Annotated in this window: 17 protein-coding genes and 2 tRNA genes; 4 read left to right on the forward strand and 15 right to left on the reverse strand. The window is 45.8% G+C overall.

The window, feature by feature from the left end:
- The 3 genes from MF542_RS14120 to MF542_RS14130 form a co-directional block, all read right to left on the reverse strand.
- A partial coding sequence (locus MF542_RS14120; protein ID WP_247020845.1) for a GTP-binding protein occupies positions 1 to 173 on the reverse strand: 173 nt, incomplete at its 3' end.
- 144 nt (positions 174 to 317) lie between these two features.
- A tRNA-Gly gene (locus tag MF542_RS14125) sits at positions 318 to 391 on the reverse strand.
- A gap of 63 nt (positions 392 to 454) precedes the next feature.
- Positions 455 to 540: transfer RNA gene (locus tag MF542_RS14130), tRNA-Tyr, on the reverse strand.
- A gap of 233 nt (positions 541 to 773) precedes the next feature.
- Here MF542_RS14130 and rlmB point away from each other — a divergent pair.
- Positions 774 to 1,598 (forward strand): 23S rRNA (guanosine(2251)-2'-O)-methyltransferase RlmB, encoded by an 825-nt coding sequence (gene rlmB, locus MF542_RS14135; RefSeq protein ID WP_247020575.1) that lies wholly within the window; start codon positions 774 to 776, stop codon positions 1,596 to 1,598.
- A gap of 14 nt (positions 1,599 to 1,612) precedes the next feature.
- Positions 1,613 to 2,047 carry a cupin domain-containing protein gene (locus MF542_RS14140; protein ID WP_247020577.1) on the forward strand — a complete coding sequence of 145 codons (435 nt, stop codon included), beginning with the start codon at positions 1,613 to 1,615 and terminating at the stop codon, positions 2,045 to 2,047.
- Between the two features lie 16 nt (positions 2,048 to 2,063).
- Here MF542_RS14140 and MF542_RS14145 read toward each other — a convergent pair whose 3' ends face one another.
- The 5 genes from MF542_RS14145 to MF542_RS17690 form a co-directional block, all read right to left on the reverse strand.
- Positions 2,064 to 3,827 carry a hypothetical protein gene (locus tag MF542_RS14145; protein WP_247020579.1) on the reverse strand — a complete coding sequence of 588 codons (1,764 nt, stop codon included), beginning with the start codon at positions 3,825 to 3,827 and terminating at the stop codon, positions 2,064 to 2,066.
- Between the two features lie 354 nt (positions 3,828 to 4,181).
- Positions 4,182 to 5,120: a hypothetical protein gene (locus MF542_RS14150; RefSeq protein WP_247020581.1), complete on the reverse strand. Its 939-nt coding sequence runs from the start codon at positions 5,118 to 5,120 to the stop codon at positions 4,182 to 4,184.
- On the reverse strand, positions 5,117 to 5,977 hold the full coding sequence (locus MF542_RS14155; RefSeq protein ID WP_247020583.1) for an ABC transporter ATP-binding protein: 861 nt from the start codon (positions 5,975 to 5,977) through the stop codon (positions 5,117 to 5,119). The genes MF542_RS14150 and MF542_RS14155 overlap by 4 nt, the downstream gene beginning before the upstream one ends.
- 12 nt (positions 5,978 to 5,989) lie before the next feature.
- The gene (locus MF542_RS14160; RefSeq protein ID WP_247020585.1) at positions 5,990 to 6,349 is read right to left on the reverse strand and encodes a GntR family transcriptional regulator; all 360 of its coding nucleotides are present in this window, start codon (positions 6,347 to 6,349) and stop codon (positions 5,990 to 5,992) included.
- Between the two features lie 14 nt (positions 6,350 to 6,363).
- Positions 6,364 to 6,495: a hypothetical protein gene (locus tag MF542_RS17690; protein WP_281501718.1), complete on the reverse strand. Its 132-nt coding sequence runs from the start codon at positions 6,493 to 6,495 to the stop codon at positions 6,364 to 6,366.
- A gap of 836 nt (positions 6,496 to 7,331) precedes the next feature.
- On the opposite strand from MF542_RS17690, the gene MF542_RS14165 reads away from it, so the two are divergent.
- On the forward strand, positions 7,332 to 8,711 hold the full coding sequence (locus tag MF542_RS14165) for a purine-cytosine permease family protein (protein ID WP_247020587.1): 1,380 nt from the start codon (positions 7,332 to 7,334) through the stop codon (positions 8,709 to 8,711).
- Positions 8,712 to 8,843: 132 nt separating this feature from the next.
- Here MF542_RS14165 and MF542_RS14170 read toward each other — a convergent pair whose 3' ends face one another.
- The 6 genes from MF542_RS14170 to MF542_RS14195 all read right to left on the reverse strand — a co-directional run bounded on the left by MF542_RS14170 (position 8,844) and on the right by MF542_RS14195 (position 13,755).
- Complete coding sequence (locus MF542_RS14170) at positions 8,844 to 9,305, reverse strand: YybH family protein (RefSeq protein WP_247020846.1); 462 nt, start codon at positions 9,303 to 9,305, stop codon at positions 8,844 to 8,846.
- A 193-nt stretch (positions 9,306 to 9,498) separates the two neighbouring features.
- The gene (locus MF542_RS14175) at positions 9,499 to 10,149 is read right to left on the reverse strand and encodes an FMN-dependent NADH-azoreductase (protein WP_247020589.1); all 651 of its coding nucleotides are present in this window, start codon (positions 10,147 to 10,149) and stop codon (positions 9,499 to 9,501) included.
- A 118-nt stretch (positions 10,150 to 10,267) separates the two neighbouring features.
- Positions 10,268 to 10,711, reverse strand: a complete 444-nt coding sequence (locus tag MF542_RS14180) for a YybH family protein (RefSeq protein WP_247020591.1) — start codon at positions 10,709 to 10,711, stop codon at positions 10,268 to 10,270.
- Positions 10,712 to 10,733: 22 nt separating this feature from the next.
- Complete coding sequence (locus MF542_RS14185; protein ID WP_247020593.1) at positions 10,734 to 11,351, reverse strand: VOC family protein; 618 nt, start codon at positions 11,349 to 11,351, stop codon at positions 10,734 to 10,736.
- A gap of 173 nt (positions 11,352 to 11,524) precedes the next feature.
- Positions 11,525 to 12,982, reverse strand: coding sequence for an amidase family protein (locus MF542_RS14190; RefSeq protein ID WP_247020595.1), 1,458 nt, complete (start codon positions 12,980 to 12,982; stop codon positions 11,525 to 11,527).
- Positions 12,979 to 13,755: an SDR family NAD(P)-dependent oxidoreductase gene (locus tag MF542_RS14195; RefSeq protein WP_247020597.1), complete on the reverse strand. Its 777-nt coding sequence runs from the start codon at positions 13,753 to 13,755 to the stop codon at positions 12,979 to 12,981. The genes MF542_RS14190 and MF542_RS14195 overlap by 4 nt, the downstream gene beginning before the upstream one ends.
- Positions 13,756 to 14,036: 281 nt before the next feature.
- On the opposite strand from MF542_RS14195, the gene MF542_RS14200 reads away from it, so the two are divergent.
- Positions 14,037 to 14,495: an ester cyclase gene (locus MF542_RS14200; protein WP_247020599.1), complete on the forward strand. Its 459-nt coding sequence runs from the start codon at positions 14,037 to 14,039 to the stop codon at positions 14,493 to 14,495.
- Between the two features lie 95 nt (positions 14,496 to 14,590).
- Here MF542_RS14200 and MF542_RS14205 read toward each other — a convergent pair whose 3' ends face one another.
- Complete coding sequence (locus MF542_RS14205) at positions 14,591 to 15,001, reverse strand: hypothetical protein (RefSeq protein WP_247020601.1); 411 nt, start codon at positions 14,999 to 15,001, stop codon at positions 14,591 to 14,593.
- Between the last annotated feature and the right edge of the window lie 17 nt (positions 15,002 to 15,018).

A 15,018-nucleotide genomic window follows, 5' to 3' on the forward strand; every position in this document is an offset into this window, starting at 1 on the left:
TCACGCTCTTCAGGAGCCTTATCGATGTTCGCGAAATCAACAGCTTCACCGCCTGTTGCTTCAGCTAGAACTTTTGTAATCGCAGCTGTAAGCGTCGTCTTACCATGGTCAACGTGACCAATAGTACCAACGTTACAGTGCGGCTTATTACGCTCAAACTTTTCTTTAGCCATGCCCGTAATCCTTGCAAGCATTTACGCCTGAACACGCGCGCGTGCGCGTAAAATATATTCAGACGAACTTTCATACCCCGTGACACCCCACCCTAGGAGTAATCACATTCAATAAGCCGCCCCAGAAGAGGCATTTAAAATATTTGGAGCGGGTGAAGGGAATCGAACCCTCGTCGTAAGATTGGAAATCTTCTGCTCTACCATTGAGCTACACCCGCACAATCATCGCGATCCCCCGAACATAACAAAACCCTCCGAAGAAATGCATCTAGGGAAGGTGATGGTGGAGAGAGCAGGATTCGAACCTGCGTACTCATACGAGAACGGATTTACAATCCGTCGCCTTTAACCGCTCGGCCATCTCTCCAAAATCGAGTTCGTCACGCTGACCTTGATCAGCGTCGCGGTGAGGCGCAATATGCCCATATCTTACTCGGTGTCAACACAAACGAATTAAAAAAATGTATTTTTTTTGATGAGCTTTGTTGCAGAGTGATTTATAGCCCCTCTGAACCTTAGGTGTTGAGCCAAAAAAAGACACCCAGATAACAAGTGAATATGATGAATAAAAAACGACACTCTGGACAAAAGACAAATCAAATGCCGCGCAAAAAAAATAATCAAGGCGCGCGAAATCGGAATCAAGGCCCACACCGAGATAAAAGCTTTAGATCTCACGCAGATAGCAATCTGAAACCAAAAGCTTCAAACGGTTATTTTCTGTTTGGTCGCAATTCCGTGGAAACTGCGCTCCAGAATAAAAACCGTGAATGTGTTCGGCTCATCGGAACGGAAAAAGCACTTTCAAATGAGCGCATTACCTCTATCAGGCCAAATATTGAAACGGTCGTAATCAATGACACAGGCATTTTAGACGCCACTGTTGGCACAGACTCTCCACATCAAGGTATTCTACTTGAGGTACGGCCTCTGCCTGGTACTGATATCGAAAGCCTCCACCCCGTTGATGGCAAAAAAAATATCATCCTTATGCTCGATCAGGTAACTGACCCTCATAATGTTGGCGCCTGTATGCGCTCCGCAGCTGCTTTTGGCGCGCGTGCGCTAATTACACAGGACCGTAACAGTCCATCAGAAAGCGGTACACTTGCCCGTTCTGCCGCTGGCGGCTTGGAGACCCTGGATTGGCTTCGTGTAGCCAACCTTTCACAGGCCTTAGACACCCTTAAAGAAATGGGGTACTGGCACGTGGGCCTCGACGGTAATACTGAAACCAAAATCCGCGATGTAAAACTAGGCGACAATATAGTTATTGTTATGGGTTCCGAAGGAAAGGGTATGCGCCCCCTCACACGTAAATCATGTGATATGATTGCAAAGATTCCTATGTCAGGCCAGATTGAAAGCCTGAATGTTTCGAATGCTGCGGCAATCGCTCTATATGAAATTGCAGACCAGAGCTAATTAAGAAGTAGATTATGGTAACCGCTAAAGACGTTATTAAGAAACTTGACCTCTCCCCTCATCCAGAAGGCGGCTACTACCGCCGTACTTATCAAAACGAAGGCGGTGCTGAAACAAGAGGTCGGGCAACATCTATCTACTATTTTCTAGAGGGTACGGATTTTGCCAAATGGCATAGTACTGACGGTGATGAAATCTGGTATTGGCACGCAGGTGCAGCTTTAACACTTGAAATCGACCTCCACCACAAGGGAGTTCAATCATATGAACTTGGCCCTGATATCTTCCACGGACAGGCCCCTCAAATTCTCGTACCAGCGGATAACTGGCAGCGCGCACGCTCCAACGGTGACTGGACCCTTGTAAGCTGTATGGTCAGCCCAGGCTTCCTGTTTGACAGCTATGAGCTGATCGAAGATGAAAACTGGCATCCTGATCTCAAAAAATAAATATGGGGGCTTGCCTCTAGCTTATTATTTCTTCGATACCTGCGGCGCTTTCTTCACCCGACAGCCAAACAAGCATATGAAGAAATCTTAAACCATGTGTTGGCTTATGCCCTCCCCCAAAGAAATACTCTCCATTTACGGCTTCAAGAAAATTTTCGCGATTTAAAAGTGTCCAAAGCTCGTGGTTTACCGGTAAATCCGTTGCTAGTTCGGCCATAAATTTACGGTTTTGCCATAGATACTTTCCATGAATACCTAATGATTTTGGACCATCGAAGTCTGCCCACTGATTCATGCCGCACCCAGTTATAATTGAGATACGATCAACCTCTGGCATACTACTACGGTCCACTGCTGTTATTGCCTCAGCCGAACAATCAAGACGGTGGGCGAGATGTCTTCGTGGCTTCACCTGCATTGACTTGGCAGCAAATGGGATACTTAGGATACGCTGGCCTGCCATTTTCTCCATCAAATCAAAAACAAAACGGCCACTGGCTCTATCTTCCCACGAAAGCGCCTGTGCAGCTGCAATCATAACCGGGTCATATAGAAACTCAAAAGCTCCCGAAGAATAATTTAAAGCGCGAGCTAAGAAGGCGAAATGGCGACGGGTTCGATCCCTAAAGTAAGTATCCATCCCCATGCTATCGATGGTGTCTGCATAGTCATAATGCTCTTGCATTAAACTATGCACCGCATGACGCCTGAATGTTTTGGTATAAAGCTTTTTTTGCCCTCGTAGATTATTCCCTACCTTATAGGCCCATCTTGCCGCGTAGCGTTTCTTTTCATCAAAAACGCCCCCCCAATAAGAGGCTAGAGCTTCTGTATAAACTGCATCTCTTTGAGCAAACACTTTCAAAGCAGCTTTCGGTTTACCTGTAAGAAAGCATCCCATATCAGGTCCTGTCATATGAGATCTTGACAATTCTCCCGCGCCGCCACGAACCCGTCCTACATTTTCAAGTCGCCCTTTGCCCAAAGCATAGTGATGTAAGGTTGAATGCCCTTGCTGACGAAAAGCTGAACGTCTTGCCTGTTCTTGAGCAGAAACATATGTTTCAGTATAGTTTTCCGGAAAATTTCCTTCCCTTGCACCAAACGTTTTTGCCAAACGCCGAGCAACATATTTATCGTCGTCCCCTTCATTGCCTCCAACAAAGAAGTTTAACCCTTTAACACCAGCTCCAACAGCTGCTGCAAAACATATACGAGAGTCCTGACCACCGGTCAGGTCATAGATAATCCCATTTTCCGGAAGGGCCTTATCCAAAGCTGCAGCATATCCCGTTAGGCGTTCAGCAGATAAATCTAATAATTCTTCGTAACTGGCCCCCTCTGGAAAGGCTTGAAACTTACTTTCTGATATTTTCCAATTAGCACCCTGCCCCAAAACACCGGTACCGAAAGGCTGGACAAAAACATCCTTATAACCGGTTTTAGTGTCAGCGCCTACGGTACAAGCTGTTTCAAAGCAGCCAACATAGGGATTGCGGGATAACGTCTCGCCCACTGCTTTTGCCACGGCTTCGATGAAGTAAATACTTGATGAAACACACAAACTTGAACCAGATTGCCAAGTAAACAAAGAATATTGTGATAACGGATCAACAACAACGGAGAAATTGGCTGCATTTTTATCCACCGACACGCTGGCAAACACACCGCGCATCTGGCTATCACCCCCTCCTGACATACATGCTTCGTGATATCGCGATAACATTAAAGGATTTGGGGCCAAACAGGTACCGGATGAAAACACTGTTTCACCATCCATACCGTGGCCATCCCAATAGAAACAGTATCCATTATCTTCTAGAGGCTTCGCACCGCCAACCAGTAAACCAGAGCTCTGGAAAAAATTTAGGGGCCCATCCACCGGCGCTATGCGTCTAGCCTCTCGACATGCCTGTTCAATCACAGCTGCTCGAGATGCCAACTCACCTGAGACCAAAAGAAATTCCATAAATAAACCCCAAAGCCCAAAAGGCCGCACAAATATCAAACAAGAACATCTTTCATACTGCAACCAATCAAAAATACAATTTTTAAACTTTAGAGAGCTACCCAAGCACAAAAAAAGAGCCATCACTTGATGGCTCTTTTCTTTTTTAGAGGTTTGGGTCGGTTATTAAACTGCTTTCTTCCGGATCTCGATTGCAGCGAAAACAAAAGCTGCCGCAACTACAATCCCCGCCCAAAATTCGCCACTGCCCAAGCTATATGAAAGGGCATCGAATTGAGGACCACCAACTACAAAATCAAGCAACTCTCTTGGGCCGTCGATGCTAATCGTATTTGCATAATCACGATACGCAAACTCCGTCCAACCACCAACATGGATAGCGATCCAGCGCAACACGCCTGTTGTTTCAAAGAAGATACCCTCTACTGCCGCCATCACCGCTGGTACAAGTGCCGCCCAAAGGAAAGGCAAGCGGTTCGCAAAGGATGACACCAACAATACCCAAGCCAACATTGGCAGTGCCCATAGCGCATATACATAGTACATACCAAGGCCAGAGAACCATGTGCCGATCATCGAACCTAGCGGCCATAATTCAAGGATAGGACCACCTTGAAACAGAACCACGAAGGTTAAGAAAAAGGCAATTGCAAGCTGGGAAACAATAACAACAGCCATAAAGATGATTGGAACAATCACAACCGGCACAAAAAGCTTCGCCAGAACTTCTTGCCAATCCGCAACTGGCATAGACTTCCAGAACAGGATCGAACGGTCACGGCGTTCTTCATACAGGCTACTCAACAAAGAGAAGAAAACAACGAACGGGAATGCGATCCATGGAAGGGAACCCATGCTCCAGTATCCAAAGGTCATTGCGGCACTAATCTCTGCAGGCTCTTTTTCTGCCAAACGTGTAAGTGCATCACCAAAATTCTGGATATCGTGTCTTTCCATACCATGAATTTCGATCATGTTGCCAAAACCAAGAACGGAAAGGAACAAGAGCAGCACAGTGATACCTGCGAGCACCACTGGTGCCCATATGTATCCATTTTTGCCGTCTAAGATTTCCCTTTTAATCAGGGCCTGAAAGGTTTTCATTGCCCACCTCCTGTCATGGTCGCCACGAAAATGTCAGCCAGGCCTAGGCGGCGCGTTTCACCCAATTTAGCCAGCGCATCGTGATCAGCATTTTTATACACGCATGTTTTCTTACCGAACGTTGAGCTTTCGCGGATTGGGCCAAGAGCTGTCGCTTCTTCTTCTTTACCCGGCTCCACCATTACTTCAACAAACTGCTCAGAAAGTTCTTCCATATCGCTCTGTAGAACGATACCGCCATCCTTGATGAAAATCACATCAGTGAGGATATGTTCGATTTCTTCCACTTGGTGCGTTGTAATAACTACCGTGCGGTCTTCATCGAAGTATTCTTCAAGCAGGCTTTGGTAGAATTGCTTCCGGAAAATAATATCCAGACCAAGTGTTGGTTCATCCAGTACAAGCAGCTTAGCATCAATCGCCATCACCACCGCTAGATGTACCTGTACCGTCATACCTTTTGAAAGAGCTCGCACCTTACGGTCCATCGGCACTTTCGTACGGCTTAGGAAATCAAGCGCTTTAGAGCGATCAAATTTCGGGTGCACACGTTCTACATAATCAAGAACGTCTGAAACCTTCATCCATTTCGGTAGTGTCGCAACGTCCGCAATGAAGCAAACATCCTGCATCAATGCATCGCGTTCTTTTGCTGGGTCATGGCCCATCACACTCAGGCTACCATCATATGTGGTAAGGCCTAGAACCGCGTTCAGCATTGTGGTTTTCCCAGCGCCATTTGCGCCAATCACACCAACAATTCTGCCAAGTGGGATATTGAAATCAACTGGTTTAAGGGCCTGGAATTTGCCGAATGACTTTGAAAGCCCTCGTGCTTCAACAACATATTCTGTCATATTGGCCCCCTCCTAGTTGGCAAGCCCGCTTTTAAGCAGGTCTTCCGGTTCAAAACCAAGCCGACGAATTGTTTCTAGAACCCGTGGCCACTCTTCTTCAATAAACTTAGCTCGTTCTGCTTCAAGCAGCTTTTCCCGAGCTCCTTCGATCACGAACATGCCCAGTCCGCGTCGTTTTTCAACAAGTCCGTCCATTACTAGCTCCTGATAGGCTTTTGATGCAGTGATAGGATTAATTTGTAAATCCACAGCGACATTTCTTACTGATGGAAGTGCCTCTCCTTCAGGGAGATTACCTTCCATAATGGCTGTCACCACTTTGTCCTTCAGTTGCCGGTAAATTGGCTGATCATCGCTCCAATCCGGCGTCATAAAAACTCCCTTTCTTACGCAGAAGTTGCAAGAAGATTAACGTTGCCAGCAAAGAGCGGCTGGGCCACAAGCTTTGCAGTTGCACGCGCAACACGGCGGCTACGACGAACCATACGTTTTGTTGATGAATAAGTGCGGGTTGTCATTTTTTATTCTCCTCGCTGTTTGCCTCATTGGGCGGCGCCTGTTTTCAGGCTTATTGTTAAACTGTCGTGTTTCTTTTTTTTTAAGATCAGGGGGCCAGATTTTATTTTTATCTCTGGCTCCCCCAATTTTTTCCTCGCTGTATGAGACCTTGTGGTCTTTCTTATTATTAGTGCTGTCGTTCCCGGGCCGATATTTTATCTGTTCCCGTTACCAGCACTTTTTCCTCGCATACCATCTGAGCCTTTAGGCTTCTCTTGGCTAACCCCCGTGGACTTATGTCTCTGTTTGGGCGTTTTATCGTGCCGGTGTATTAGTTATGTATAACACCACCTCACATTTGACAAGAGGCAATATCAAAAAACTTCACAAAAATAAGTTAAGGTATTGATTTTGAAGGTTTTTATTTTTCAGGTATTTTTAGATACAGGTGTAATAGGTGTGTTACTAGGTGTTATACACCCCCTAAAACACCCAATATTTGGACTGATTCCATAGGGGTGTAATACACCGTATATAACACCTGTGGAATTGGGCGACGCTATAAACACTGTCCGACAGATTACCCACCATCATCGGTAACCTGAAGACACATCACCTGACAAACACCCTCCTCTGAATAAGCTGTTTAATGACGAAACACGTCTCAAATCGCGTGTTTCGAAATATTTTGAACAGTTTCGGAGGATCATTTGATGAACAGTTCTAATCCAGAAAAACCAACCGGATCCGTGAAGCTCCGAGATCACCTATTACTGCTAGTGGTAGGTGTTATCCCCCTTCTTATCGCAACCATTTGGTTCAGTGCTTTATAATCCCGTTGCGGAAAGGTAATTCTATGGAACAGTCATCAGGCATTAGTTTAAAGCCTATTCCTCAATCAGATCGGCACGCAAATTTCTGGTCCATGTTCTGGTTATGGGCGGGGGGCAATATCCTTCTAGCCACTTTCATGGTCGGCAGTTACTTCTCTGAGAGTTTGGGGTTCTGGCCCACTATTGTGGTTTGCGTGACCGCCAATCTGACCGCTTGTGCTCTGTGCGCTGTTTCCTCGCAGCGCGGTGCTAAATACGGCATGGATGAAATACTCGTACTCCGCCCTACCTTTGGGTTTAGAGGTGCATACTACGGCGCCTTTGTTCTTATCTTCATCAACTTCGGCTGGATTGGCCTTCTGTCTTCTATGACGGGTACGGCCTCGTTAAATGCAGTTACAGAGCTCATTGGCCCCTCTGCTAGTTTTACAGGGGATTTCACACTCTATGCCGTTGGCGGGGGGATTCTCATTCCTATGCTTCTGGTTATGAGTTCACCTAAGACAGGCTTTTATCTCTCTTCCATCACAGTCCCAATTCTCGGTGGCTTTTCCCTTTATATCCTATATGAGCTCCTGAGCAGTGGTCATATGGAGAAAGTGCTCTCGCACAAACCAACTGGTGAATTTGGCTGGGCATTCGCAATTGAAACATGCGTGGTGTGGGCTGTTGCCTGGCAGCCATATTTGGGTGCGTGGAATAAGTTCGCAAAAACAGAAAAAGCAGCTTATTGGGGTAGTTTCTGGGGTCTTGGCCTTATCGCTATCTTATTCTCAATAACAGGCGGCGTTGCAACTCTGGCAACCGGTGAAATTGATCCAGCCATTTGGACCGTGAAACTAGAGCTTGGTTTTTTGGCAACTATCATCATCATTTTAGGCACCATCACCACATGCTCACTCCTGCTCTATGCGGGCGTAATGGCTTTGCTTTCACTTATACCGAAATTACCATACAAACTTGCAACAATGCTGGTCGCACTACCGTCTTTGGTATTTGTCTATGACGCACAGCTTCAAAGCCTGTTTGGTATTATCCTATTATTCGTTGGATTACTCGCCGGACCTTATTGGGCCGTAGTGATGGCAGATTATTTCTTTCTCAGAAAAGAGAAAATTTCGACGGAAGCCTGCTATGAACCCGCTGGTATTTATTCGTATACTCACGGCGTGAACTATATAGCTGTAGCCGCACAGTTGGTTGGTATGGTTCTGTGGATGTGGCTCGGCGGTTGGCTATCTGGCTTATCCAACTTCAGCTTCTCCTCCGGCGAAATAAGCTTCCAGTATCTGACAGCCACTGTACCGTCCATGATTGTCTCAGCGGCCGTATATGTCGTGATGGTAAAATGGAAGCTTAAGCAAGCTTCTCCGGCTATCTCGCGCGCATATCCAGAACCCTAACCTCAGAAACACCTACGAAAAAACACCTGATGGATCATTTCATCAGGTGTTTTTCTTTATGAACTCTATCCATAAAAAAACAGCTACCCGAATAGGTAGCTGCCGTTCATTTAGCTATAGCTTGATAGCTTATTACTTACCTGCGGCAGGTGTTGGTGTCCAAATATCCAGATGCAAGCGCCATTCACCGCCGATCTTCTTAAACACCAAAACATAATTACTATTATAAACTTTACCGTCGTGCGCTGTTACTGCAAGGGTGCCTGTGCCGTATGCCAGATCGCCAGATTCATGCACTTCTGTTGTAACGAGTTTTACTTCGGCTGGTTTTGAATCGATCACTGCCTGCCAATAACCATGTGCACCAGCCGGACCACGTAACAGAGGTGTATCAGGCGCCATCAGATAGCTATCATCAGTATACCCAGACGATAGAAAATCTGCGTCGCCTTCAAGAATAGCCTTAGCAATTGCCTGATTATTATCGTGCACAAAATTATAAAGTGCCTTGTTTTCTTCGGCCTGCACCGTTGCAGTTGTTGAAATTGCGAGCAGCGCTAGCCCGAAAACATAGTTCATCCCTTTTGCAATCATCACCACATTCTCCTTTATATTGCAGAACTGGCTCGCCTCTTTTAACTAGACAAAAATCAGGCGAGCGTATCACTCAAATACTGCAGGATATGGCTGTGCAGGTCAGGTGATGTGTATTCACCTGTTCAATGAGGAAAGCTTGAATTAGGTTACCTCCCTAACAAACGAGGAAGGTAACCTATATACTAGAAGCCTAAATCGATTGCTCGCCTATAACAGCCTCAATAACACTTGGAATGTTTGCAAGTGCCGCTTTATGGGAATTTTGGAAGCGCTTGTCTTCATCACCATATTCCTGAAATTCAATACGAATTGAATGATGGTGACTAACACCCATTAAATGAGAAGCTGATTTCATGTGAACATCCAAATGATCCTGCAAACCAAGTGCTGCGAAGTTTCCTTCACCAGACGAGGTAAGAATAACCATTGATTTACCTGTTTGAATCGGCTCGATAGGCTTAGCTCCACGAGACAGGTCAAAACTAAAGGTCTTACCAATTCGCACCACTTGATCAACCCAGGCTTTAAGGGTGGAAGGCATGCCGTAGTTGTACATGGGGGCACTTATAACAATCACGTCTGCATCAAGTACTTCCTGCGTAATTTCATCAGAAGTTAATAGCACTTTCTGCTGGGTATCAGTGCGGTCTGCTTCATCAGTAAATGCTGCTGCAATCCATTCTTCCGTTACATGTGGCGGGGGATTTTTCGCAACATCTCTGAAGGTAAAAACATAATCAGGATATTGATCCTTCCATGATTTTACAAAAGCATCTGATAATTGGCGACTGAGGGAGCGTTCAAAACGCGCTGACGAGTCAATAACAAGAATATTGGCCATCGGATTTCTTTCTGTGTCTGAACCTAAAAAAATGCGCGGCACCCAAAACATATGGATGCCGCTGACAAAAGCTTTATTCCTCACTTCTCAGTGGTCTGGAGGAGGAGCAGCTAGAGAATTATTTTACGATTTCGCCAGGAACGGGCGGAGATGCGAAATGATCATTTACATTCGGGTTACAGCCCCATGGGTGATCAATCGCGAACTTCCACGAGCCATCAGCCTGCTGGCGTACAACTTCAATACCAGAATGACCAAGTTCCACAGGCGTGCCGTCTTTAAGCTTGCCTACCACTTTCCAGCTTGAACGCATGAGCGCCAGATCACCAGCGCGGGTGATGTGCCTTACAATAAGAGACATTTTACCCGTGATACCAAACAAGCCATTTTCAAAGCCTGCACGAATGGCATCGCGGCCTTCAAGTAAACGAGCACCTTCATGAGGCAATGCCCATGTTACACAGTCTGGCTCGTGAAGCTCGATTGCTGCATCCAGATCGCCTGCATGGAACGCTTCAACCAGTGCAAAATCTACGTCTTCGGGGTTCATTGGTTTTTTCATGATTTCTATTCCTTATCTTTGATTAGTCGCGGTTTTTTGGCGCGCCGCCGCTGCTATAAACTTTGTTATCCACTTCAGGTGGGGCCGACGGATACCATTCCTCCGGTTCCGGATATTCAAAGTCCGCAGGGAAATAATAGGTTTCAAATACGGTTGACGTTTTCTCTTCTGTATCGAAGAAAGCGAAGTGGTTCTTATCCATCCACTTGCCTGATTGGATGCACTTAAAGCCTCTGCGTTCGAATTCAGCAAAGCGTTCTTCAAGCGGAATATCACCACAATCATAAGCAATATGTTGAATGCCCCCTTCTGGGTTTCTCTTCAGGTACTCATCAAAAATTGTTGGTCCTGAGAGAGGCTGCATCAGTTCCCAGATGATGTTGCCGCTTCTGGCGAAACAAACCTTGATTTCAAACTCAGCTGGTTCACCTCGATAGGTTTGCTCCGTGGTGTTTTCTGGTGAAAAGGTATAAACACGCCATGGGCCAATACCCATTTTCACCAGGCCTTCCATCGTTTTCTTATGGTCAGGCGTTACAATCGCTATTTCAATGGCGTCACCAAGAAAGGTATTGGATAACTCTGTCTCAGAAGTTGCCGTGGGAGCTACTTGCCGGTCATCTTTGTTGATTACAGACATCAGGATTATTCTCCTCCTTACATACTCATTCGGTGATCAGTTTTTCGGGAGAAAAGCCCGCCACTTGATCACCCAAAAAATATGGGGCCTGCCTTCAAATCCGCGAACGACATGTCCTAATTCGATGGCTGAGCACTATTGAGGTGCCAATAATCTATTTTGAAATCAGCTTCTTATGAGTATCTGGTATTGGCAACATACTGGGGGTTAATGATGTGAAGCATGCTATGAGCTTCCCACAACAGGGCGCGATCATTTTCGCTGTTTGCAGAGAGAAGTAATCCAGCAGGCAGTTCTTTTCTGCCCATTTCCATAGGAAGCGATACCCCCGGTAAATTCAGGAAACTCCCCAGCATCGTGTTTCTGAGGCATACTTGGTTATAACGGTGAAACGCTTTAGCTGATTTCTGCACATCAACCATCGTAGGTATATCGATAGCTACTGTAGGCATCGCCAACATTCCGCCTGCCAGTTCACGGTTCATATCTTTGATCAGCTCATTCCTGTATGAAAGAAGCATTGCTCCGTGACGGTCTTTCAATTCTATAGCATCCCGAAGCCTGGATACCACAAATGGGTCCATAGACTTTGACTTCGAGCTATATGCGTAATCTCTGTATAATCTACCTGCTTCAAAGGCCACCAGGGTACCGTTATCACGAAACAGACTAGCCACACGGTCAAAGACATTAAATTCCTTTCGAACAATAGAATATCCAGCTTCATCAAGGATTGTGAGAGCGGCTTCAAACCGTTCGACAACATTTTCCGAGGCCTGATCCCAGATATAATTTTCGGGAACAAAAATTGTCTTCTTCAGCGCATGGGTTGTTCTTTTTTTTGCTTCGTATTGTGACCAAGTCAGCCCCGCAAATAACGAACTGTGTCCCCTGAATATATCGTCCAAGAGAATACAGTCCCTTACACTGCGAGTGAGGAAACCAATGGTATCTAAGCTGGGTGCCAGTGGTGTTACACCTTCAATCGGGTACCTTCCAAAAGACGGCTTAAAACCCACCAAATTCTGCATAGAAGCGGGGATACGAACCGAACCGGATGTATCTGTTCCAATTCCTATGGGTACTACGCCCATCGAAACAGCGGAAGCAGATCCACTTGATGATCCACCAGGAATAAGCCGTCGTGCAGCTGAATATGGATTACACGGTGTACCATGATGTGCATTAAGCCCAAGTCCTGAAAAAGCCAATTCGCTCATGTTAGTTGCGCCAACAGGAATAAGACCAGCTGCTTCTGCAAATTCAACTGATACTGCAGTGACATTATCCTTCGGGTGCATTCTCGGGGACTTTTGGCCCGCGGTTAATGGCTCATTCTTATGTTTGAAATTATCTTTCCAAGCAATAGGAATACCATCCAGCATACTGCGTACAGCACCGAGTTTTTGATTGAGGATTGAGATATCTGTGTGTAGCCCGATTTTCTCGGGCTTTGACGTGCGAATAAAAATATTCTTCTGCTCATCTTCCGCTGACCGGGTAGAACATTCTATCAACTCTTGCGTGGACAGATGGCCTTCTTTTACTAGACCCACTATTTCAACAGCATCCAGAAACCGTAGTGCATAATGAGGTGTTAAGAGATCCATCTTATCCAGCTTCCCATTCATGAAAGTCGCTCACCTCTATCCGCGTTGATAGATTGACCAGTAATATTGCTGGCAAATGGTGACGCTAGATAGAGATATAATCCCGCGATATCAGAGGGCTCCTGAATCCCTGGCAAACACTGGTTTGCCGTAATTTCAGACAGAGCTTCCTCTTCGCTTACTTGCTTATCTTCAGCGATTTCTTTTAGGGATTGCATCGCAGGGCCCGTTTTCACCCAGCCAGGGCATACGCAGTTTACCCTGATACCCTCGGGCCCTAGTTCACGGGCAAGGCTGCGCATAAACCCAATATTAGCGTGCTTGGAGGCTACATAACCACTGAATTCAGCAACACCGGTGCGGCCCCAGATAGATGCGGTGATAATGATATTACTACCCTGCTTCATATATCTCACGGCTTCCCGAGTTACATAATATGTACCCAGAATATTGGTATTTATAATGGTTCTGAAATCTTCCTCAGTTTGCGAAGATAAGTCCGTAATAGGGGTAACACGTTCCACGCCAGCATTGGCTACAAGCACATCCAGTTGTCCTATTGATGCAAGCGCCTCTTTCACAGCTTCCGAATTCTGAATATCGCATTGATGTGCGGTAACAGGCACGGAAGAGTTTAGTGAGAGCTTTTCGGCGGCTGCAACAATGTCTGAGCTTTGCGACATAATATGCAGTATTGCACCAGCTTCAGCGAAAGCTTGGGCCACACCAAAACCAATACCGCTACTTCCACCAGTTACCAATACGGTTTGATCTTTAAAACTCAAGAAGCTCACATCCCGTTCCTTTTTCATCTGTTCAACACAGCGATAAAATTCAGTTATTTTGTGATTAGGCTATGAACAGCAGGCCAAAGCTACAACACCGCAAAATTCATCCAACAGATGATGAGTTTCCAATAACCGTTGAGGTGAACCAGCCTCACCCAATCCTTGATGAATAGTAAGGTGACACAAGAGAGCATCAGACCAATGATTGCAGGCAGAGCTTTCTCGCGCAGCGCTTTTAGCGCGGAGAAAAGTAAGCATTTAACGGTTATCTGAACAGGAGATCATCCATGTCCGAACAGGAAAGAAATAAAGAAATCGTCGAGAAAATTTACTCAATCTGCTGGAACCATGGAGACATGGACATGATTGATGAAATCTTTGACGAAAACGTAAACCATGAGCAATTTCTTGAGGGCTGGCCGACAGGGCGCGAAGGGTTCAAAACTCTTGTGAGATTCTGGCGCGAAGCCTTCCCTGATATTCACGAAGATGCAATTGAGCTCATTGCCGAAGGTAATAAAGTTGCAAGCCGCTTCCGTCTACGCGGCACCCACAAAGGTGATTTCTACGGCATCCCAGGTACAGGCAAAAAAATCGATATCTTTGGCGGTGAAATGTTCACTTTTAAAGACGGTAAAGTGGTTGATTATCTTTACCACGAAGATGCGCTCGGGCTTTTCTTCCAGATTGGTGTAATGCCGCTTAATCAGGACGAAATCGCAGGCGTTGATGTTTCCGCCGATTAATATTCAAGCATTGTCCTTGGGAGCCCCTTTAAGTTCCCAACACTTCCCACAGATAAAGCCAGAATCCATTCAGGTGATATCTGTGGGCTCTTTAATTAGGCAAGCGCAGTAAAATCTTCCACAATATCCCAAGCTTGCGCCGCTATTGACCATTCACCATTTGTTTTAACAAGCAAAAATGCGCTTATATCTTTGGTCACCTCTGCTTTATTCTCTGTCATCTCACAGCCGGCAAGTGCAATTGCTATATTGCCCACCACTTTAATAAACGTACCCTTTTCTTGTTCAGAAAAGCTTTCAAGACTACCGTCTTTTCGTAACCCCTCCATTCGTTGAATAAAATCAAAAACACTAATCGGCTTCGCTGGGCGCTTTGCAGGAATAAGGTAGGCTCCTTCCGTAAACCCCGCCTCAAAACTTGGCCAATTTGGTTTGATATCTACTCCCCACTTCAGGGCCGCAAACTGAGCCCGAATAATGCCTTTTATCTGTTCTTCATCCGTCATCCGATCATCCTTGATTA

The organism is Kordiimonas laminariae (assembly GCF_023008165.1).
Lineage (GTDB): Bacteria > Pseudomonadota > Alphaproteobacteria > Sphingomonadales > Kordiimonadaceae > Kordiimonas > Kordiimonas laminariae.